Origin of the sequence: Candidatus Tisiphia endosymbiont of Melanophora roralis, assembly GCF_964026575.1 — a bacterium.
Classification (GTDB): domain Bacteria; phylum Pseudomonadota; class Alphaproteobacteria; order Rickettsiales; family Rickettsiaceae; genus Tisiphia.
In genome coordinates, this window is the sequence record NZ_OZ032161.1 from 196,829 (window position 1) to 220,049 (window position 23,221).

Consider the following 23,221-nt stretch of genomic DNA (forward strand, 5'->3'; position numbering starts at 1 on the left):
AACCTCTCTTAACAAACTGATTCCAACGACTGCTCTATTTTAACCACACTAAACCCTAGTCGTGTTGCCTGTTTTTGCAGATTTTTTACCATTGTTTCTTGGTATTGTTTTTCGTACGTTTCAATTCCCTGTTCGACGTAGTCTTGACCATATTTTAATAATCGATAAAACATACATGCCAACTTCCTTGCTGTTGCTGTAATAGCTTTTGGTGTACCAGCTCTACTTTTTATCCTTCTGTAAAATCCTGCTAGTGCTGATTTACCTCTACCTAGATTAAGAGCTGCCATCCTGAATGCCATACTTGCTTTATTTTCTACCTTTTTTGTTCTCGTATCAAATACTTTACCACCGGTAATTTTATTAGCAGGACTTAAGCCAAGCCAAGATGTAAAATGTTTCTCTGTACTCCATTTGTCCATATCTAACCCCACTTCCGATACTATCGTTTGTACACTTAGCTCACTTAGCCCTGGAATTGCAGTAAAATCTGCTCCTGCTGCGTTATATAGTGATTGTTGTAAATCAAACTTTGGAGAATTTTTGTTCTTGCGTTGCTTATTTGTTACATCACCATCACCACGTTTATCAAACTCTTTGTAACAGCTTTCTATTGCTTCGTCACACTCCTTGATTTGTTTTAGGTAAAATTCATAAATATCTAATTCTTGCTTTAATACTACAAGATGCTCTTTGCGATAATCTCCCTCCAAAGCTTTGATAATAGTCTTTTTATCACTTTTTATACGACTATCCCTAAATGTGACTAATTTATTTGCATCCCTTTCACCAGCAATAATTGCTTTTATTATACTCATTCCTGTAACACCTGTTATATCACTAATCACATGATGTAATTGGATATTCATTTCATTCAGTGCTTTCTGCATACGGTTTACATGGGTTGCAGCATTCTTTGTTAATCTGTCTCTTTGTCTAGTAAGAGTTCTTAATTCACATATCTGATCTTTTGGATGAAATGAACCATTTAACAATCCATAGCTATGAAGTTGTTGTAACCACTGACAATCAGCTACATCTGTTTTACGTCCAGGTACGTTTTTCACATGCCTAGCATTCACCAATATAACTTCAAAGCCAGTAGTCTCTAAAATCTGAAATACAGGTATCCAATATATCCCTGTTGATTCCATAGCTATCGTCTTAACTCCACATTTTTTTAACCAATCTGCCATTTCTCTTAAATCACTGGTAAAAGCAGCAAATTTTCGTACATTCTTTTCATCCCTATCAGCTGGTACACAAACATAATGTTCTCTAGAACCAATATCAATACCTGCCGCATCAGGATTAATTACAGATAGTTTCTGTTTATCATTCTTTTTATTTGTCATATCATCTCCTACACTAAGAATTAGACCGAGCTAATTTTAAGTTGGAGTATTGAATGAAAAAATTAATCTCTTAAACGAGGTCTCTTACGTATCATAAACACATAATGCCATCAATGATATTACCAACAACTCCAAAACCATGCTATCTTACGGGCTGCCTTAAAGCTGCACCATTGTGGTGGTCGGTTATAGCTCTTTACCAACTCGGCTAACTGTAACTTTAACACACAATAATCGCAAACACTATACCTTGTTGTTGATGGCTTACCACCAAAGTTTGTTTATGTTTTTACAAATGTGCAGCAGTTTGTTTGGTGCTATCTTGGCAAATAGTCCTATCTATACCACTCTCATCAAGATATACCATTTGCTCTTTGTCATATTTACTGACCTTTTCTAAATATTCAGATCGTTTTTCTGCACTTGCTTCCAAATAGCTGAAGGTTTTTTTTTATAACTATAGCCTAACTTCTTTAATATTCTTCCAACTTGAGTGCCTGTAATCCCAAATTTCTTACCAATATCTTTTAGCGTAATATTTGAATTATTTTTGACAAAATCTTCTAATTGTTGCTTGTCAACTTTACTTTTAAATCCTAATCTCGCTTTTGCTAATATTGTTCCTTCTTTTTTCTTCCTTACCTTCCAACGACTAATTGTATTCTTGTGTATATCAAATATCTTATACTGATTATCTTTCAAAATAGAATTAATAATTTAATTCCAACTAATGATAGACCTAATACTAAATTATACCATGATACCATGTTAATTCTATTTTGAAAGATAATCAGTATTAGCAGCAGATATTTGACTATTACCTTTTTCTATATAATTTATTACTTTTTCTCTTAAATCTTAACTATATGGGCTTGTTGACATTTTTTCTCTTATTTATATCATATAAACTCACCTAATTCAATGTGTTTCACTATAACTAGAATGCCAATTAAGAGCTAAATTTTTGAGATAGCAAAAAAAAAAGCCGAGGATAATTTTCCAAATACATGAACCATTAGTCCATTATACGACCTAACTTTACTGGCGATTTGGATTTTCGTTTTTTCTTCAAGCCAGTTAAAAAGCGACTCTATTGACTGGTAATATATATTCATATGCTTTTAAGTCAGCCATACCCGCTTCTGTTAATCCAACATAACTTGGAACAGGTAGAGATCCTTGCTTATAGCCAGCTAAAATATGCAACTTAACACCATAATAATGTAGTTTTTTAGTTACACAATAACCATTAGCCGTGGCAATTTCTAGAGCTACTTTTGCATTAAATCTTCTCCCACGATGTGCTAAAATTACCGGCATAGAATCGATCAATTGCCATGTTTTTTGACTTTCATGTACTGGAATTTGTTCATGCAAAATCTCAGTAATTGCAATAAAGCTATCTGCCAATTTATTCAACCTTTGAACAAAGGCTGTATAGCTTGGTAACTTGGGAAACCAGTTCTGCAAATGACGATTAGTATAATCATATATATCCTTAATTTTATAATTTTTGCTCATAATTCTAAACATATAAATTGTTATAATTTCTTCATCTGAAAATGCTAAATTTGCATAATTTGACATTCTACAACAATATCCTGTTAATTTTTGCTGATATATTTTGCTAATTTCCATATAAAGTTGATATTAATTCTTCTTGCCAATCCATAATTTATACTCTTATTTTCCAAAAATACAGTATCTATATATTATAGATTGGCTTTAATCAATTTCTTTCTACTATCACTACTTCATTATTGCCTGTTTTTGCTCTTAATTGGCATTAGAGTAGCATTATACACCTTTTTTATTGTGCACTAATAGCAATTAGCAAAATTTTTGCTAATTATACTATTTTTTCTTAATATTGAAAATCAAGCCTTAACTTTTGCACTCTAGTCAAAATTAATTTATATGTCCTTCTGCACCTAATAGAGATGGTTCAAAGGTTTCATCTGTACTATAGTTATCGGCACCGTCAAGTTAAGTAAAGTAGGTTTTAAAAGTTCTATTTTTTTTGAATTTTAGGCAGCAAGAATGGTTTGAGTAGCTTCATCCCAGATTGATTTAGCAACTGCAAATGAGTTTCTCTTGTGACTAGCATTTTTAGTATATCTTCCTACATCTACAGCAAATATATTTCTGACTTTACCCATTAATGATAAGGTGCTTTGTACTGAGTTCGGATGTTTAAATTTAATCAATATCTTTTCCTTTCGACACGTTGGTTGATGAGCGTTTTCAACTCGATTATTTAATCCCTTGTGAGAACGATGATCTGTCTTAGGACACATATGTTTAATTGGCTTAATATAGCTTTTTAGCTTATCAGTTATAATAACTCTTGGAATAGGATAATTGCCTAACAATCTTGTTAGAAAACGAATAGCCGATTTCTTATCACAACGCCTTTGTAATAATACTTCCAACTCGTGACTTTCAAAATCGATAGCTCTCCATAATATAAACACCTCTCCATTAATCTTAACATTCATTTCATCTAAATGCCATTTATCATCAGGCTTACATTCTCTCTTTCTGATTATATTTTGAAAGTTTGATGCAAACTTATAACACCAAAATCTTACTGTCTTATGGTTTAGAATAATGCCTCGATAAGCCATTTGTTCTTGAATATCACGGTAACTATTGTTAAATCTATGATATAGCCATACTGCATGACTGATAATACTGACTGGAAAACGATGCCTCTTGGGAGCTTTGTCTATATACATAAAACTGCACTATAGTTTAATTTTGTAAAGCTATTTTATAAATCTCTATCTCTCTTTTTGCAATCCTTAATTTAATTCCCTTTAACTTGACGATGCCGTGACGATATATAAGTATTTTCAAAATATTTGCAAAAATCACCTAAACTGGGTATGTCCGAAGTGTGTAAGTAAGTTATCAATCATTGAATAAAATAGCGAGCTGATTGAGTGCTAATTTCCAATCTCTGATGGCATGGACCATTTTTTTTGCGGCATTTTGTAGAGCTAAAAAAACTAGCTTAAAAACAGCTTCGTCATTAGGGAAAGCCCCTTTAGTTTTAATAATTCCCCTAATTTGACGATTTATGGATTCAATGGTATTCGTCGTATAGATAGCCTTTCTAATATAGTCAGGGAAGGCTAAAAATGGAATAATCTGCTGCCAATTTCTTGCCCAAGAACCAGCAATTGTTGGATATTTATGATCCCATTTTTCTTTAAAAGACGCTAAAGCCAATTCTGCTGTTTTATCATTACTACTAATATAAATCGCTTTTAAATCTGCTGCAACCAATTTACGATCTTTCCATGATACATAATTTAAACTATTTCTTACCGTATGTACTATGCATAACTGTACTATAGTCTTTGGAAACACTGAATTAATCGCTTCAGGAAAGCCTTTTAATCCATCAACACATGCTATATAAATAGACTCAATACCTCTATTTTTCAACTCCGTTACAACCGATAACCAAAGCTTAGCTCCCTCATTCTTGGCTACCCATATCCCTAACACTTCCTTTATCCCATCCATATTAACTCCTATAACTAAATATAGTGACTTGTTGATGATTTGGTTGTTTTCCTTAACTTTTACAATCAAACAATCTAAATATAATATCGGATATACTTTATCTAATGCTCTATTCTGCCATATTGTTACTTCTTCTATTACCTTATCCGTTACATTTGAGATAAACTCAGGCGATACTTCAATACCATATATCTCTTCTATATGCTCCTGTATTTGATGCATACTCATCCCTCGTACATACATCGCTATTATTTTATCATCAAAGCCCTGTAACCTTGTCTGACCTTTCTTTATTATCTGCGGGGAAAAACTTGATTCACGATCTCTTGGTGTATTCATTACAACTTGACCGTTATCCATCGTAACTACCTGCTGCTTACTCCATTCCAGCTATTGACGTTTATTGTCTTTTGATGTTTCCTATAGCCTAAATGATTCTCTAGCTCTCCTTCTAATGCTTGCTCTATCACTGCTTTCCTGAGATCTGCAAAAACTCCGCAAATTGTTCAGGTGATTCGTAATGCTGCATTATATCTGTTAATGTCTCTTTTTTTAAGTTTAATTTCCTTGTCATTTCTTTGCCTTATGTAAGTTTTTTAAATTTTAGATAAGTTGCAAATTAATAATTTTGCAACTTCTTTTTTTAAAAGCTTACACACTCTTCAGGACATACTCTGATTGTCAGATAATTTTTTATGGCACATGAATTGATTAGATTTTTCAAGAACAATGTGTTTAGAATCTAAAAAAGTTTGCATAGGAGTTTTCCCATAGCAATACTTACCTGAATGTGATCTATATCTGTTGTACTGAAATAACCATTCATCTACATCTCTTTGTAATTCGTCTGTAGAGTTATAAATCTTTTTCCTAAAAGCAGTATCATAAATTCTGTTTTCATAGTTTTATGAAACCTCTCGCAAATGCCATTAGTTTGAGGTGAGTTTGCTTTAGTTTTGGTATGCTCGATTCCTTCTACACTGAGATATAATTCATAGGCATGATTCCACAATATTCAGTGCTTCATTATGTTCTGCAAAGAAAGGTATAACAGATCGTTCAATATTTCCGCACTAGTAATAGGGGTTTTATCAGTGTAAAGCTTAGCCTCTGCCACACGTGAATATATATCAATAACTGTTTGTTGATACATCTTGCCAACTCCCTTAATAGTCCCTACATATTGCCCAAGATACATATTATGTATCTTGGGCAATATGATACCCTAGATGTTCTGTAGTTATCTTTCCTAAAGCTTCTAGCCTCTTTTTAATCATTCCTTAGCAAATCGATCTCACTCCTCTAGGCGAAACACAACAATCCCTTGTTTTTTAAGCTCATTGAAAACTCTTAATTATCCCCAAGCTGGCTCTTGTACTGCATTATCTATCACTGCTTGTTCAATATATGCTTCTACTCTATTCGCTAATATTGGCTTCTTTCGACTAATTTCTTGTAATGCTTCTCCTCCTCCTTTCTCATATAATTCTTTAAATCGATAATAGCTATCTCTGCTATATCCCATCGCTTTGCACGCCGCAGATATACTTCCTATTTGTTTCGCAAGCACTAACAAGCCTAATTTCGGCTTTATTATTTTTTGTTGTAAATTCATTCTTACTCTCCTTGATACAATTAATATCATTAATTAGTGATTTTTCCTCGAGATTAGATTGCTTGCTCGCTAGCACTATTTACACGCACTCACTCGCAAGCTCATCTCTTCTCAATCATACCTCTTGCAAGATTAAATCTCAACTAGTTCACATAATCAGACTTTAATCCCCGTGCATTAAAATGATCTAAGACATTACACCTATTTCTTCTACACCCAAAAGTTGTACAAACATATCTATGAGATTAGATTCTATGTGTTTTTGTTCATATGAATCTAATTCAGGCCCTACCTTTTCTGTATCTGCACTTGATGCCTTTAGATCACTATAGTCCTGATCTTCATAAAAATCTCTTGGTTCTGCTGATGCTTTAAGTTCTATTATTAAGTCTAGTTTATCTAAATGAGGTAGCTTTATTCCATACCAATCATTTATTAGATCATGGAAAACTTTAGCCTTAACTTTTTGTACTTTGCTGACTTCAGATTTGATCTTTGATTCATTTTGATTCCATTGAATCTTGCCTTCTTCAAATTCATTATTTCCTGGTCTTATTGGAATTGGTAGCTTATCCATAATTTTACCTCTTCCTCTACCAATACTTATATTAAGATCTTTTAAACGGTTACTCAAAGTTCCTATACTGTCATTGCCTCCTAAATCCTCAACTGCTGCGTCTATGTCACTTTGTAGCTTCCATTTTAACCAATCTTGCAGGATTTTATCATCTCTATTTGCTAAATCTCTTGCTTTAGATGGTTCAAATTTTGCTCTGCAATCATATTCTGATGTTTTTTTTACTTCTGTTTTATCTCTCATCTCTTTATCAATTGTAGTTGAAGCTGATACAGCACCTTGCATAACCATAGGCATTTTGTCTAAAATGTCTCCTATCTTATACATATTTGCATCTACCAAATCAAAAAACATAGCATTAGTTAAAAGCGTAGCAGCATTTCTTTTTACTTCAACTCCAAACATTAACTTGACTAATGTTTGGAGTTGATTTGTTAATTCATCTCTTAACTCGTTATTAAGTATAACATCCCCATATTCTTTCCCTCTTAGAGATGATTTAAAAAATTTCGATAACTTGCTTTTATCTATGTATCTTTCATCGATAAATCTTTGTAATCTTTTTTGAATAGCATCATAAGCACCCTCGTCTGTCATATAATCTGAGAAAGCACCCAATGTATGAATTTCTAAGGTTTCATCTTTTTGCGTGGTTTTCTTGCTAATAGAACTACCAGTAATGTGCTTTTTTGTACCAAATTTATAATCATATACACAGTTTATTCCTAAAAGTTTGTCTAGTTTTTTAATAGCTTTTATTTGTGCTAGAAATAAACCAGCATCATTTTTTTGTGTTTCTGTGAACGTAGGCTCTATGGTTTGTCTTTGGTTTTGCGCATATAACTCTATTTTTTTATTTAGTTTATATATGTCGTTAATTTTATCCTTTACTTCATGTTTTATATAAAAATTTGCCTTATTTCCACTTTTATTTAAATTTTTATAATGTGGATCTTGACCACAACTTTCTTCTATTTTTTGTTGATTAATTTTAAAAAAATCACTAGCTTTTCTTGATAATATTTCGCTATGAGCTTCATAATCACTAACAATTATGTTATAAGAAGACCCGATAAGTTTACCTAGTTTTTCAAGACTATCCTTTTCTTGTTGTGTTAATTGTGAAATAAATAATTTCTGTTTAATTACTTTATATTCACCCCTAACTTTTTGACTTTGAAGAATTTGTTGACCCATCTCTTTTAACACACAAGAATTACCATAATTGAAGTCTTGATACTTAGAACTATTATATTGATACTCAAAGTCTCTATATTTATTGAGTTTCTCAATTAGATCTTTTCTTCTAGATTTCAATCCTTTTGGAGGTAATTCTGCTGGATCTTCTTCATAATCTTCTCCATCTGTGCTATCACCTGCATAACCAATTGTTCTCATAATTATTCTCCTTAAATTTATATTTTAAAAATATATTAATAAAAAAACTTAAAAATCACCAATGCCTGTAGATTCCCCTATAGGACTAACTTCACTAGATTCTTGTTCTGTTTCTAAATATAATTCTTTTAAAACTTTTAATAAATCTCCATTACCACGCTGTTCTACCTTTTGAAGCATACTATTAAAAGCTTCATCAAACAACTCATCATTACTTAGCTTATTATCTTCATCTGGAGGTCTATTATCATCTTTTAAATTTAGTCCTTCTCTATTAATGAATTCTTTCTCATGATTCAAAACTTCATATATAGCTTCTAATACGCCAATAGCATCCTTTGGCTGACCATATGCAAATTTTGTACCAAAATCTTTCATTAATTCAATTAATGTGTAGTTACCAGGTGCTCTACGCACTTCATTACTTATCATTCCAAAAAAATTTTCTTCAGCTCCTTCTTCAATATAAATTTCTCTCTCACAGAATTCCCTAGCTTTTTCATGATTTTTCATATGCTACTCCTTATTAAGATTAAAATACTCACATAACTTTATTTTAATTACGCAAATATTAAATAATAAGTTAGTCTTTATAAATATAAATTGCAATAAAATAATTTTCTTTTTTATCCAAGTACAAATTAAATATGTATAGTTAGCATATACTATATAATTTAAATACATTCATAATATTATAACTATATTATAACTTGACTTGTATTGCTTGAGTTTTAGTTGTGTTTTTTGATTCAATCTGTATAATTTTACCAATTATTGATTTTGGATTAATATATTGCATCACTTGCTTGTCTCTTCCTATAGTGCTTAAGTAATCTTCAGGAACCAGATGCTTTTTACCATTAAAATCATCTACTGTGATGTTACTAAATTTGACATTACCAAAATCATGTTTCGGATCAAACTTATTCTTCATTATTTGTAAATCTGCTGCTATTTTTTGCTCAATTGCCATAGAGCAAATCTTGTTACTATAAGCAATAAAAGCTGTCATATCTTTTTCTTTATATATTTGCAAAGTAGCCTTTATGTTTTCTTGTGTAGTAAATTTCTTCAGTGATTTTATTTGCTGTTGAAACTTACGCAACATATTGTTATCTTCTGATACTGATTATCTTTCAAAATAGAATTAATAATTTAATTCCAACTAATGATAGACCTAATACTAAATTATACCATGATACCATGTTAATTCTATTTTGAAAGATAATCAGTATGACTTCAAAAACCCTAATTCTGTTGTTAATTTTACTATTTCAGGTTCTAGAAATTTTCTAACTGATTCTGCTCCTTGAGTTTTAAGCATATCGTTAAAATCACCTTTTTCTGGCGGCATTAATACAGATACTACTGCCCCTTTACTTACCAATTCTTCTTGAGCCTTGACTATGACATGAAGAGATGGTGCATTTTGTCCACCATTATCGGCAGCAATAATGATTTTCTCTCCTGTGGTAGGTTAATAATTCTTGATATTACTAATACCTAAACTACAGAGAATTTTACCCTTGATGCCAGCTTCTTGCACACTCAAAGCAGTTTCTATCCCTTCTGCGATAATCGTCACATTATTTTTGTCTTCTCGTTGAATCTTCACAAATGAACCACTAATCTTGCCAAAAGATCGCTTGTTAACTAAAATCCCAGCTTTAGTACCAGTTTCCTTGTTTAAATAGATTGATTGTCCACCAGTAATATTGGCTTCCTTGTTACGAGCAAAAGCAATTAAAGCTGGATAATATTGTTCATGAAATCTTCATATTGCTGACCTGATTTTATGATAGACCTAGCTCTTTATCATCAGGCAGGGCAACAACAATATCTTTTAATAACTGGCTGTTCTTTCTTCTCTCTAGACGCTCTACCTCATTCATCAAGATTTTGGGGTCTTTAAATTTTGTATCGACATAATCAGGTAATAAAACAGTATGGTAAACATTATCTCCCTTATGAGCAAAATTATAAATAATGTTAGTTTGCTCATCTTTGATAATCATCCTAGCATTATAAGCCGCTTTACAACAGCTATTTCCTCCTGAGCTTCTCCCTACTATTTCTATCCTAGCAAACTGTATCGCCATAATTTACCAATTCTAATAATTCTCAATCCAACATTACTATGCAATGTAAAAATCATCCACTGAATTTTGAGCAGATGAACCAGCAAAAAGAAAAAACAAACTTTTAAATTTGTATATTGTGTTAGTTTTTAAATGCTAGGTTAATAACTCTTCTCTAATATGATATTTCTTGATCTTGACCATTACGCTTCTCGATGGATTTCTATATCATCGCAACCATACATCTACTTTTTTCAATAGACCTCTTTCGAAAGTGGTTAACGTAGTTCAAAATTATAAATGCCAGAAATCAAATTAAATCTAAGACCAAATCTTTTACGTCTATTTCGATATTTGTCAGCAATAATTTTAAACCGTTTTAGCATACCAATAACCTTTTCATTCACAACTCTTTCTCCTGCTAATCTACGATTATTCTTTTTATCATTTTTAGTTAAAGGATTTTTCTTGCTTTTTTTCTTTGGTAATTCAGAATTATTGTGAATTTTTTGTATACCTTGATATCCTGTATCAGTAATCGTTTTAACCTTAGGATGGATAAGAATTTTGGATTCCTTAAATAATCTAAAAGTCATGTTTTTTACCGTTAGAAAAATCTGTACATATTACTTGGTGTGTTTTCTTGTCTACCACTATTTGAGTTTTTAGTGTATGCCTTTTCTTCTTTCCTGAATAATAGAATTTTTGTTTTTTTAGGTCTTTCTATAGGACTCTCAGTAGCATCAATCAAGACTACTTCATAATTCATATCACTCTTCATTAGAGCTTTACGACCTGGAAGAGCAAAGTTTGGGTGTTTAACTAGGGTGTCTTCTACCCATTTAACAGCTTTATATGCTGAACTTTCACTAATCCCATAGTTCTGACCTATATGGAAATAAGTACGGTATTCTCTAAGGTATTCTAAGACCATCAGCTTGCCTCAAAATATCCACCATCTTTGAGAATGTTCCCTTCCTTACTCCTGTTAATCGACGAAATTTTTCATCCTCTAACTCTTTAAGCTGATCGAATTTCATTATTACTTCACATTAGATATTTATAACACCATTCTACATCATTGTCTAGTTTCGAAAGAAGTCTATTATAGATTCCTGCCTTCGCGGGAATGACACCTTTTGCGTTTAAATATAGTAGATGTTGTGTTTTTAGACTTTTGAAGGATTGACTATTTACTTTAACGCGAGTTGCCAATTAATTGCTAACCACAAAGCTGAATTTTATCAAGCCTTTGAAGGTAACTTATAGCATAAAAAGGCTCAAAATTAGCTATATTTTAAAATATAGCTAATTTTAACAAACATTTTAACTACAACTCCTACTTGTAAACCGCCTTAAATAAGGGTTTACCTGTATAATTAATTGGCAACTCGCGTTACTTTACCAAATTTCAGGTACAAAATCTAAAATAACCCACCCAAAGTAGCCTTTTACTAGTTCAATCTACCTATGTCAAGCAGTTTTATATTATTACAAAAATATTAAATATTCCCAATATATCTGTAATTTTTTGCCTTTTTAAACAAAGAAGTATTCTTCTTAAATTTCCTAACCAATTTTCACGTTTGAGTTATTTTTACAAAAAGCTTACTTTTAATAAAGTAATTTGTAGTACGTTTAACTTACTAGCAGTTCAATAAAATTATAGCTACTTTTGCTTATATTTATACCGTTCGTTTATTTTACAATCAATTAATTTTTCTACCTATAACTATTTTTTAGATAAACCATTTCTTTTTTTTTTACCTCTCTTTTCTTCACCCACCTATCCTACCTAAACAACCCACTTAAGGAGCATTCTGCTGCCTATATAAAGCTTGCCAATAAAATAAACTATGTAGTTACAAGTTAGGTTTTAGCATTTACTTTTGCAATCCCTCTACCCCGCACTTGGGCAAACTAGGTAAACCTAGTTTGCCTGTGCTCAAAGATTCAGTTCTTGTCATTGCTATTACCCAAAACTTATAGCTTATAGCGGTAATAGCAATGGCAATATATCACTGTAATAAATCAGAAGTACGAAGAAGCAAAGGACAAAATGCAGTTGCAGCAAGTAGCTATATTTCAAGAAGTAAATTGCAATTTTTTACAACTGACCGTAAAACAGGAGAAAAACGTACTGTTACCTATAATTTTAGCAGCAAGAAAGGACTTGTTCATAGCGTAATTCTAGCCCCAGAGGGTTCTCCTAGTTGGGTGTATGATAGACAAGAATTATGGAATAGAGCAGAAAGTAGCGAAACAAGAAAAAATGCTGAAACCGCTAGAAAGCTAACCATAGCCTTACCAAAAGAATTAACTCAACAACAGAATACTGAACTTACCGAACACTTTGCTTCTGAGTGCCTAGTTAGCCATGGCATGATAGCAGATATAAACATTCATTATGACAATCCAAATAATCCTCATGTCCACATTCAGATGACTACTAGAAAACTACTACGTTTAGAAAATGGTGAAGTAATTTTTGGTGAAAAAGGACGTGATTGGGGAAGAAGAAATTTTTTATATTATTATCGAGAAAATGTAGCCTATTTCATCAACCAATATTTAGAAAAATATGGTCATTTAGCTAAGGTATCACATTTATCGCATAAAGCAAGAGGAATTGATTTAATACCGACTATCCATGAAGGAACAGCACATTATATACAAGACTCAAAATTAAGGTTAATAAATGAACAAATACTAAAAGAAAATGCCGCAAAGATTAGAGAAGATATAGAATTAGTTTTTCAGAAATTATCAATTAACAAGCCAGTTTTTACTAAGGAAGAAATTGCTATAGCATTAGCCGATACGTTAGCTATAGATTTGGAGCTAGGTCAAGCAGAAAAACAAATGGGAAATAGTGCAAATGGTAGTATTGATAAGCAAAAATTTCAACAAAATTTAAGAGAGCTAAGCAAGCAATTAGTACAAAAGAATATTCAGGAAGATATTGCTATAGATACAACTATTGTAACAGAGCCTAGTAGTAAGCAAGATAGCGGCGTACCTAGTACGGAAGATACTATTAATATTGCTACTATTAGTAGCGTTGACAATAGCAGTGATAATAGTGTTACTGATAATAATAGTCCAGTATTATCAGATATAGAACTGTTGAATCAAGAATATTCTACTGAATTTATGTTGCTCTATAGTAAATTGCTGGCGTCTGATAAGATTAGTTTAATAAATCCTAGTGATTTAAAAGGTCGTACCTTATACGCATTAACCAAAAGGGTAGAGTTAGAGCAAAGATTTATTGGGATAGTAGAGGAGTTACAGCATAGTGAGAAACATAATCTGTCTATTGATGATAGAGCAATAGATAAGATTTCTATAGGGAAGAAATTAATTGCCACTATTCGACAAGTTGGTATTGCTGTGCAGGAAATAGTAAACAACAAAACAGGGCTAAAGATAGAGTTAATTGATAAACAATGCGAGCCTTTAACAAATGAGCAACGTAAGGCAGTAAGAGAAATTGTCAATGGTAAAGATATCAGCGTATTAGAAGGATATCCTGGAACTGGTAAGACTTTTGTCATGCGGGAGATAGTATGTCAATATAACAAGGCGGGTTACAGGGTAATAGGAACAGCCCCAAGTAGTACCGCTGCACAAATTCTAGCAAGTAGTACGGGTATTGAATCAAAGAATACAGCACTACTGCGTAAAGAATGGCAAGAAGCTAAGGGACAAACGTTTGAGTTAATGCTGCGTTCTGATTATTATAAGGAAATAGAATATCAACATCAAGGCAGAATAGAGACTAGTTTGAGTTTGTATCAAAATATTAGTGGAGAGTTAGATGATAAGACCATATTAATCATAGATGAAGCTAATATGGTCGAGTTGGCAAATATGGACTATTTACTAAGTACAGTATTAAAGTCAGGGTCAAAAGCGATAATAGTGGGTGATAATAATCAGTTTGCTGCAGTTGGTATGGCTGGGGCTTTTAAGAAGATTTGTACTGTTGCAAAGGTAAGTACATTAACTGAAGTGATGCGTCATAAACACCAAGACGACTGGACTATGAGACTACAAAGGGAAGCTACCAAGCTAATGGGTCTTTATAAGATAGAAAAAGCATTAGAGATTTATCAAGGGCTTGGAGTATTTAATATTTATGACAATGTACAAGTAACTAAAGAAGCGTTAGTAACAGATTATATTAATGAGTATTTAGAGCAAGCCAAGAATTTAGCTAGAGATGATTTAGTATCGATTAGGTCGATAGTAATAGGTGCTTATACTAATGTGGCTGTGAATTATTTTAACATACAAGTTAGAGAGAAGTTAAAACAGGCTGGTATTTTAAAGGGACTGAGTGGTAATTTTAAATCTGGCTATGAGATGATAGAATTGTTGCGAGGTGAGCAAATAGTTTTTACCAGTAACAAGGCAGAATACAAGGGGTTTAATGGAGTGCTAAATGGCGAGGTAGCAACAGTTATAGATTTTAATAATCCCAATAAGTTTGGTCATGGCTGCGTGCAGTTGCTAGTACATAAAGCTGATGGCAGTAAGAAGATAGTCAAGATTGATACATCTGACCCACTATATCCTGTTCAATTTCAATATGGTTATGCAGTTACTGGATATAAGCTAGAAGGTGAGACAGTGGACTATATGAAAATATACCATGAAGCTATTATGGGTTATGAAGCATTTAATGTGTTGATGAGTAGGTTTAGATATGAGGTAAAACTGTATGGAGCTAGAGATGTATTAGAAGATATAGTTTATAGAAGAGTGGAAGAGGATGCGGCAAAAGGACGGGAACGGTTTAGTATAGAATCATATACCTATAAGCTATCAGGTGGAAAAGATTCAAAGTTAGTTAGGGAAGAAATACCTACTTGGTATATTGGTTTAATGTTAGGGGTCAGTAGAAGAGTAGATAATAATTTAGCAATTGATTACCGTAAGCTTGATAATTTAACCCCTAATCAACAAGTAATTAAGAATTATTTAGACTCTAGACGAGAAGTATTTGATTTACGTGGTAAGATGCAAGAATGGCGAGAGCGTCAAGAAATGCCTATTAAACTAGTTGGACTATGTGTGCTATTTAAGCAAAGTGCTAATGTCGAGATACAGAATGTTAGAGAAATTATTATAGACCCGTATGATTTAATGTTTAATAGAGAGGTTGATGAAAAGATTGATAGTAAAGATATTAGTAGTAAAAAAATATTATGGGCAACATTATCAAAAGAGAAGCGTAATCAGCTTATTTGGCAATATCTGTCAGAGTATGATAGGGAGGAACTAGAAACTATCTATAAGGAACTACAAGAAGCAAAGGCAAAGTTGCAAGAACATGCTAAAATTATTTGTGATAATTATCATGGTAGTGTCAGTATTAAAGATGCAGGAGGTAGCGATGTTAAGGATCAAGTAAGGATGGGTGATAGACTTATCCAGCTTAATTTAAATTATCAGACAATCCAAAAACATGCCGGCTATTCAACTTATAAATACTTCTTGAACAACATCAATCAAGGAGCAACATTAATTACAAATAATCATTGGGGACAAATGGTGGAGATTTGTCATGGTTTGCATTCCACCCAAAATGATAGTACCGACTCCTTAAATAATACAAACTTGATAAATATCTTTACCACTAATTTGGCTAATCTCAATGAATTTATTACTGAAACCAAGCTGTTACTAACAGAGAGAACTGAACTATTAGAAAAGACTAGTATAGAGCATCAAGAGATAAAAAAAGAACTAGCAGAAATAATTACTTATCGGGAAAAATTATTCCCTGAATTCTTAAGTCGTATATATAAAACTCCTGTATCAAAAATACTGCAGAAATGGCAAGATTTGTTAGTAGAATGCCGGTATGAGCAATTAGCAGATACCATTTCTAAAGTAAAGAAAAATCCTAAATTACTGGGTAATTTTAGAGGTATTGGCTTTGGTAACATTTTGGGTATTAGCCAGCGTCGGAAAGATGCTATTAACAATTTTGAGGTCATAGCTAAAAGGTTCAGAAATTATGAGCAAGGTGTAATTAAAGCACAAGAACTACAAAATAAACTAACAACAGGAAACTATCTGAAGTTACTTGAGAGCTTATCAGCAGAAATAACGTCGTTAACTGCTAGTTTGCCTAATAAATATGAACAGAGCTTTTTGGATCAGCTTTACCTTTTACAAAAGGAGGGAAAACTAACTATAGAAAATTTGGCAGCACTAGCAAAAGAAGATGATCTACAAGGGCTTATTTATGAATATTATAACTATATTAATGATGCAGAACTAGCTAAATTAGCCATATCCATCTCGGCTGATATTCAAGGTGAAGATCAGAAAGAAATAACTAGCAACAAAATAGAGGAAGTAAGAGACGGTAAAGTTAGACTAGAAACTAACAAATATGATAGCATTAATGCAGCTAGGAATGAGAGATTAGACTTCAATGAAGTTATCCAAAGTTTGAGTGAATATAATTATCGTAATATTTTTGAAAGCTATGCTAGAAGGATTAATAGTGATGGCAAAAATTTTAAAAGGAGTGGTGCTGAGATTAGCCTTGGCAGTTTGAGTATGAATTTAAGGAAAGGATTATGGATTCGTCATAGTACAGGAGAGGGAGGCAATATATTTTCTTTTGTTCAGAAGGCTCTTAACTGCAGCAAATTAGAAGCATTAGAGCAAGTAGCCTCGATATCTGGTATTAGGGCTAGAGCAAATAATTATCATAATGATAACTACAGCAGCAATAAGCAACTACAAGAAAGTGATGGATATGAAAAGATAGTGACACAACCAATCAATGAATGGTATGCACAGCCTTACGTCCCTGAATCTGCACCTAAATTCGATCCTAATATTCACTTGGCTGGTATACTGAAAAGTAATACTATTGCAGGCATCTATTATTACAGAAATGATAAGAGCCAGCTAATAGGTTTAACGGTTAGACTGATAAGTAACCAAGATGGAACGAAGCAAGTACTACCAGTGAGCTATTGCCAAAATGAATCATTAAATAAAGAAGCTTGGCGGTTAAAGGGTTTTAGTGATAATGGTTATAAACCGATCTATCATATAGAGAAAATAACAGATGAGCAGAAGAGTAAATTAAATACTACTATATTAATAGTGGAAGGTGAGAGGACCTGTGATAAAGCCCAAGAATTACTGCCCGAATATATTGTACTATCTTGGTTGGGTGGTAGTAATTCGGCAGATAAAGCAAATTGGCAGCAATTGCGAGGTAGAAGAGTAGTTATTTGGCCTGATCATGATCAAGCCGGCATCAAAGCGGCTAGAACAATATGCCACATGATTAATGAGGCTAATGGTCATATTGGCAATGTAACTATCATTGACCCAAGTCAACTAGAGTTTAATGGTACTATCCATACCGACATCTTACTAGAGAAATGGGACTTGGCTGACCAATTACCAGTAGGTTGCAATATAGACAATATCAGGGAAGCTATCATAAATTGTCAGCAACAAAATAGTTCCTTATCTTATAGTCAGTCTATGGCTGCAAGACTACAACAATTACTACCACAGAAAGAACGAGCAATAGGAGAAAGAATATTGTGGCAAGCTAGAAGTAGCGGTACTATATTTGCCACAGAACACATAAGACAAGAAGCTGCAAAAGAAGTCAGCTGGCAAGAGAAGCTTACCTCATCAGAAGCTAACTATTACGTGAAATATGCTGAAACTACCAAAAAAGATGGGAGTAAACATGAGTTTTTAGGATTACAAGATAGTTTATACCGAGATACACTAGTTGCTATAGCCGTGAATAGCGAAATCAAAGATAAAGAGTGTCTAGAATTACCGAAATTAATAGCAGAACTGCAACATGAATACGAGCAAAAACAAAGAACTTTAAGTTATGACAGTAGTGGTCGTAGTTTCGGTTATGACGATCATTATCAATCTCACATTGCAAGTTTAGAATCTTATGGTGCTGATAGGGTAGAACTATATCATATTATGGTCAGAGATGTAAGCTTGCTACATCAAGAACAATTAAGTGGGATAAAGGGTAAAATAATTAAAGCTTACCAAAGAGCCATAGAGCAAACAGTATATCAGCAAATTAAAACTTATCAAATAAGGCAAGCGAGAAATCAAACAAGTAATAAACTAGATTACGATGATAAAGTAAAAATATCTAGTAAAATATATGATAATCTTTGTAGTAGTAAATGGTGGCAAAGTTTAGTAGAAAAAGATCTAACTTACATACAAAAACTACAGCAAAAAGTTCAAATAAAACTGGCTAAGAATAATAGTTATGAGAGAAGAATAGAGGAGATAATAGAGAAATATAAAGGACAAAACCCTAGATTGATAAATAATGAATTGATCAATAAATGGACTTCAGAGTTAGAAGAACTAAAAACATATAGTGCAGATAGTTTAAGTGACATTATCAAGATAGGGGAGGAAAAAGGCTTAGGGCAAGCATTTAAAGAAATTGTTAGCATTAATGATAATAAAAATAGAGAGTTAAAAATAGTACTTGAAGTGTATAAGGATAGGATAGATGAAATACAAAAATTTAATGATAAGTTCAATGTAGAGGATCTAAAGCATCAAATAAAGCCATTAAAATATAACGATATGGTAAAGGCGGTAGATAAAATACGGGTCGATAGTTTTAGAGATTGGATAATTCCACAATTTAATAAAATAGAGAAGGAACGGCAAGAATTACAACAAGTTAATGGATTACTGAATAGCCTAGAGCAAGAGAGGGACTTAAGTTTAAAGATGGGTAAGGACTATCAAAGTTTAACTTATCGTATATCAGAAGAAATGGAAGAAGAGAGCATCAATGATAAAAGGAGAGTGTATGACTGCCAGCCTGATCTATTAGAGAATATTAAAAGGGATAGTTTATATATAGCAAAGCATAATATATGGGAAGAAGAACTGTTAATTAGGGAATTAAAACGAAATACTTCAGAGTTAAAGGATAGAGTAGCACCATTAATGTTTAAATTTAGTCAACAACATTGTAAGAAGCAAATTGAACAAGATATAAAAATAATAAAAGAACAAGGGATATTAATTAAAGAAAATAAGCAACAATTTAAGACCGTACAAAGTTATTTAAATGACTTAATGAATAATCAGGAAATAAAGCCTTATATAAGAGGGGCTGATTTTGAAATAATGCTAGTGGAAGGAATAAAAGATACAAAGCAAGTAGCTGTGCTAACAAGGCAATTATATAAAGAACGTCAAGCACATGTACTAAAAGAATTGAGTCCTGAAATACAAGAGCTTAAAGAACATGGGATGATAAAAATTAACAATAATACTTATGATGCAAAATCTTATTTAGAATATAGGATGAATGATAAGCTAATTGCTCCTTATTTGAAGAATACAGAAATAGAAAAAAGATTAACAGAGATATATAGACAAAAACAACAGCTAGATCAGCAAAAACAATCAGAGCTAACACGGGAAAAAATAATATAATGAAGATGTAAATAACTCCTACTTCAAGAGTTGTGAACACAACTCTTGAAGTAGGAGAGGTATACTACATTACTAAAAGATAAGACGTTTTATTATCTTATTTTGAAGCATTGAAAATGTTTACTAAATCGATGTCTTGGGGGATGCTATCGCATCTGTTGTAAATGGTAGAAAAATTAGGTATAGTCAAATAAAAGATATATGCAGAAGCTCAGTGTATGAAAAAATTTTTAACATTATTTTTACTAATTATTTATAGTAATACTTTTGCTCAAGAACAAGTATCTAATTTAATCACTCCAGTTAGTTATTTTGTCAACCATGAGCAACAACTTAAGACTATTAAGGGCAATTTAAGTAAATATAAACAAACAAGTTTAGTAGGTACTAGCGGAATAGGCAAGACTCAGCTATCTAGGATGTATGCTTATGAAAATAATTATGATCTTATTTGGTTTTTTGATTGTAACCTTGATTTGAACGAACAATTTGTTAAGTTAGCTAAGCAGCTAAATAGCACTAGAAAAACTAATATATCTGAAGAAGTTGCTTTAGCAAAAAAAGAAGTAATATCATATTTAACTTCTACTAATAAGTGGTTATTGGTGTTTGATAATTTAAAAGTTAATGAAAATAAAAAAGTACAGGATTTAATTGATTGGGAACATAATGGTCATGTCGCGTTTTGTTCGCAAGATAATGAAAAGTTACCTAATATTATAGCAATGACCCTACTTGATAGACCTACTATTGTAGCTTTAGCTAATAACTTATTAGACAACAAGGATAATAATAGTATCGAATTTTTAACGCAATCTTTTAGTGGTTACCCAATATTGATAGTGCAAGGAACTCAATTGCTTAATAAAATTAAAGGTTTAGATAAAGAGGAATATAAAAAGAAAATTTATCAAGCGACTGATAAAATAGCAACAAATATTAATATGGTTATTCAACAATTAAAACCAAGTGCAATAAAGTTGCTGAATAAAATAGCTTTATTGAACAATCAAAGTTTTTCAAAACAATTACTTACTACCATCACTGATAATCCGGATACCCTTAATGACGATATATATCAATTATCCAAATTCATGCTAATTAGCAATATTGACTCTAACGAAGATAACCCTGTTTTTGAGATGCATGACATAGTTAGCAATAAAATAATAGAACTAAATGGTGATAATAATAAAATATATTTAGAAAATATTATTACTAAACTTCCAAAATCAAAAACTAGACATTTACAATACGCCTGGATGACGGCAAATACTATACTCGGGAATTTAACTATTCTTTTAAATAATTCTGAAAAATACAATATAGATTTATATGCAATGCTTAAATTAAGAAGTGAGTTATTGTCTTTATATATAAACGTTGGTGATAATAGCAAAATCCAGCAAATGGTTGATTGGTTTAATCAAAAAAATCAACAAATTAAATTATGGCAAATGCCTGAGAATTACAAATTTTATTACAGTAGATATTTAGGGGCAATAGGAATCTATAATGGGTTAAAAAAAGATTTTGAAACAGCGATTTCTTATTTTACTAAATCATTAGAAGTTTTATATACACTTGATAATGATGAAGGCAAGGATGCTCTAATATTTAATTTAATTCATCAAATATGTATAACGTATATAGAGATAGGTGAGATAAAATTGGCTGAAGAATTACTTAAAAAGATTGAAAAATTAGCAACACAAGAAGTAGAACATATATATACAATATATTTTTTAAAGGCTTACTTATTTTATACACAAGGGAAATATAACGAAGCTTTAGAATATAGAGATCAAAGTATTGAACTTCTTATAGAAAATGGATTCCATGCTAATGACTTATACCTTAGCAGAACTTATATTTATAGAGCAATGGTACTGAATTGTCTTGGTAGATATCAAGAAGCTTATGCTCAAGCTCAACAGTTATATGATATGCGTAAGCCCATAAAGCATGAAGATCATGAAATATTTGCAGATATTTATACAGAAATGGCAAGAAGTGAATTAGGTTTAGGTAAAATAGATAAAGCTTCTGAATACATTAATAAGGCTATATTGTTAGCAGAGGAAAACAACAATTCGGAGAACATAAATTATTCTAAAAATTCTGATTTAGCAGCTAGTTATGTAGTACAAGGTGATATTTTGTTTGCCCAAGATAGGCTTAAGCAAGCTATAGAATCTTATAAAAAATCTTTTATTATATATCATTATTTATATGGAAATAGAAGTAAAAATGTTGCTCAAGTAAGTGAATTATATAACAAAGGGGCAAAAGCTGCCTGTAAAAGCAAAGATTTATATAATTATAAATTCTTTGGCAAGCCACAAATTAAGGAGTTTGGTATACACCATCCTAACACAGTTGATATGTTTGAATATTGCAAACAATATAACATGGATTTGTGGTCCAAAAATCATTAAGGAGATCAAGCTGTGTGATTTATATAGACCTAGGACAAGGAACAGGTTTTAAACAACTTACTAAAGATGGGTTGCTATTTTTAGCCTTACCCCAATTACGATTATAAATTTGGAAGAATTTTGACAAACAACAAATTAGTTATATATCAAAGGTAAAAATAAGGTTACTTTTATAATAATAAATTAAATTATTGACACGTTAAGTAACTTATCATAACATAATTTTAGAAAACTTGAAGAGTATAATGAAGGCTTTTAAGATATGATACCATCAATGTTAAAAAAATGATAGCAAGAAGAAATGACTATTTACATAAGATCGATCAACTTATTGGAGAAAAGATTTATTCTCTAAGACTTGCTAAAGGATTGTCACGACAACAACTGGCGGATATAGTAGAAGTAACAGGGCAGCAGTTACAAAAATACGAAAGAGGCATTAATAGAATATCAATAGGTAGCTTAGTTCTTATTGCTAAAGCACTAGATAAAAATATAGAGTATTTTTATAAAGATTTAGAAGATGCTGATACTGTACAGCCAGTATTTGTTGAAAATCAGCATATGTACATAGAGGTTTCAAAGAATTTTATGAAAATTCGTAGTTCAGAGCAGCAGCAAGCGGTTAATGCATTGATACGATCTTTAATTACTAAAGAAGTTGAAACATCATAAATTTATAATTAGTAATAGTGCTTGAAAAACAAGATATGGAATAAGAGAAAACAGTA

14 protein-coding genes and 3 pseudogenes are annotated in these 23,221 nt (G+C 31.8%); 3 read left to right on the forward strand and 14 right to left on the reverse strand.

Going from position 1 to position 23,221, the window contains the following annotated elements; translation table 11 throughout:
- Positions 1-8 precede the first annotated feature (8 nt).
- The 14 genes and pseudogenes from AAGD53_RS00930 to AAGD53_RS07705 all read right to left on the reverse strand — a co-directional run bounded on the left by AAGD53_RS00930 (position 9) and on the right by AAGD53_RS07705 (position 11,597).
- Entirely contained in the window at positions 9-1,355 is a 1,347-nt protein-coding gene (locus AAGD53_RS00930) for an IS110 family transposase (RefSeq protein WP_341762927.1), read from the reverse strand.
- A 289-nt stretch (positions 1,356-1,644) separates the two neighbouring features.
- Entirely contained in the window at positions 1,645-1,788 is a 144-nt protein-coding gene (locus tag AAGD53_RS00935; protein WP_341762928.1) for a hypothetical protein, read from the reverse strand.
- Positions 1,752-2,057 carry an IS630 transposase-related protein gene (locus AAGD53_RS00940; RefSeq protein ID WP_341762929.1) on the reverse strand — a complete coding sequence of 102 codons (306 nt, stop codon included), beginning with the start codon at positions 2,055-2,057 and terminating at the stop codon, positions 1,752-1,754. The genes AAGD53_RS00935 and AAGD53_RS00940 overlap by 37 nt, the downstream gene beginning before the upstream one ends.
- 375 nt (positions 2,058-2,432) lie before the next feature.
- A complete protein-coding gene (locus tag AAGD53_RS00945; RefSeq protein ID WP_341762930.1) occupies positions 2,433-2,993 on the reverse strand; it encodes a hypothetical protein in 561 nt (186 codons plus the stop codon).
- A 389-nt stretch (positions 2,994-3,382) separates the two neighbouring features.
- On the reverse strand, positions 3,383-4,093 hold the full coding sequence (locus tag AAGD53_RS00950; RefSeq protein WP_341762931.1) for an IS6 family transposase: 711 nt from the start codon (positions 4,091-4,093) through the stop codon (positions 3,383-3,385).
- 175 nt (positions 4,094-4,268) lie between these two features.
- The gene (locus tag AAGD53_RS00955; protein WP_341762932.1) at positions 4,269-5,249 is read right to left on the reverse strand and encodes an IS256 family transposase; all 981 of its coding nucleotides are present in this window, start codon (positions 5,247-5,249) and stop codon (positions 4,269-4,271) included.
- 302 nt (positions 5,250-5,551) lie between these two features.
- Positions 5,552-6,504 (reverse strand): annotated as a pseudogene (locus tag AAGD53_RS00960) (integrase core domain-containing protein).
- 187 nt (positions 6,505-6,691) lie between these two features.
- On the reverse strand, positions 6,692-8,479 hold the full coding sequence (locus AAGD53_RS00965; RefSeq protein WP_341762933.1) for a hypothetical protein: 1,788 nt from the start codon (positions 8,477-8,479) through the stop codon (positions 6,692-6,694).
- Positions 8,480-8,527: 48 nt separating this feature from the next.
- Positions 8,528-8,992: a hypothetical protein gene (locus tag AAGD53_RS00970; RefSeq protein WP_341762934.1), complete on the reverse strand. Its 465-nt coding sequence runs from the start codon at positions 8,990-8,992 to the stop codon at positions 8,528-8,530.
- Between the two features lie 190 nt (positions 8,993-9,182).
- Positions 9,183-9,587, reverse strand: coding sequence for a hypothetical protein (locus AAGD53_RS00975; protein ID WP_341762935.1), 405 nt, complete (start codon positions 9,585-9,587; stop codon positions 9,183-9,185).
- Positions 9,588-9,707: 120 nt separating this feature from the next.
- Positions 9,708-9,938 carry a hypothetical protein gene (locus AAGD53_RS00980; RefSeq protein ID WP_341763373.1) on the reverse strand — a complete coding sequence of 77 codons (231 nt, stop codon included), beginning with the start codon at positions 9,936-9,938 and terminating at the stop codon, positions 9,708-9,710.
- An 18-nt stretch (positions 9,939-9,956) separates the two neighbouring features.
- Complete coding sequence (locus AAGD53_RS00985; RefSeq protein ID WP_341762936.1) at positions 9,957-10,094, reverse strand: hypothetical protein; 138 nt, start codon at positions 10,092-10,094, stop codon at positions 9,957-9,959.
- A gap of 181 nt (positions 10,095-10,275) precedes the next feature.
- Positions 10,276-10,578: pseudogene (locus AAGD53_RS00990) on the reverse strand (MobA/MobL family protein); the annotation flags it as partial.
- Between the two features lie 257 nt (positions 10,579-10,835).
- Positions 10,836-11,597 (reverse strand): annotated as a pseudogene (locus AAGD53_RS07705) (IS5 family transposase).
- Between the two features lie 967 nt (positions 11,598-12,564).
- Here AAGD53_RS07705 and AAGD53_RS01010 point away from each other — a divergent pair.
- From AAGD53_RS01010 to AAGD53_RS01020, 3 genes are all read left to right on the forward strand, one after another.
- On the forward strand, positions 12,565-20,052 hold the full coding sequence (locus AAGD53_RS01010) for a MobA/MobL family protein (RefSeq protein WP_341762941.1): 7,488 nt from the start codon (positions 12,565-12,567) through the stop codon (positions 20,050-20,052).
- Between the two features lie 218 nt (positions 20,053-20,270).
- Positions 20,271-22,490 (forward strand): tetratricopeptide repeat protein, encoded by a 2,220-nt coding sequence (locus tag AAGD53_RS01015; protein WP_341762942.1) that lies wholly within the window; start codon positions 20,271-20,273, stop codon positions 22,488-22,490.
- Positions 22,491-22,778: 288 nt separating this feature from the next.
- The gene (locus AAGD53_RS01020) at positions 22,779-23,165 is read left to right on the forward strand and encodes a helix-turn-helix domain-containing protein (protein ID WP_341763374.1); all 387 of its coding nucleotides are present in this window, start codon (positions 22,779-22,781) and stop codon (positions 23,163-23,165) included.
- Positions 23,166-23,221 lie beyond the last annotated feature (56 nt).

What these genes read in the sequence shown, in the direction of transcription:
- AAGD53_RS00945 (WP_341762930.1), bottom strand. Translation starts at nt 2,993, where the DNA reads ATGGAAATTAGCAAAATATATCAGCAAAAATTAACAGGATATTGTTGT.
- AAGD53_RS00965 (WP_341762933.1), bottom strand. Translation starts at nt 8,479, where the DNA reads ATGAGAACAATTGGTTATGCAGGTGATAGCACAGATGGAGAAGATTAT.
- AAGD53_RS01015 (WP_341762942.1), top strand. Translation starts at nt 20,271, where the DNA reads ATGAAAAAATTTTTAACATTATTTTTACTAATTATTTATAGTAATACT.
- AAGD53_RS00970 (WP_341762934.1), bottom strand. Translation starts at nt 8,992, where the DNA reads ATGAAAAATCATGAAAAAGCTAGGGAATTCTGTGAGAGAGAAATTTAT.
- AAGD53_RS00955 (WP_341762932.1), bottom strand. Translation starts at nt 5,249, where the DNA reads ATGGATAACGGTCAAGTTGTAATGAATACACCAAGAGATCGTGAATCA.
- AAGD53_RS00975 (WP_341762935.1), bottom strand. Translation starts at nt 9,587, where the DNA reads ATGTTGCGTAAGTTTCAACAGCAAATAAAATCACTGAAGAAATTTACT.
- AAGD53_RS01010 (WP_341762941.1), top strand. Translation starts at nt 12,565, where the DNA reads ATGGCAATATATCACTGTAATAAATCAGAAGTACGAAGAAGCAAAGGA.
- AAGD53_RS00950 (WP_341762931.1), bottom strand. Translation starts at nt 4,093, where the DNA reads ATGTATATAGACAAAGCTCCCAAGAGGCATCGTTTTCCAGTCAGTATT.
- AAGD53_RS00930 (WP_341762927.1), bottom strand. Translation starts at nt 1,355, where the DNA reads ATGACAAATAAAAAGAATGATAAACAGAAACTATCTGTAATTAATCCT.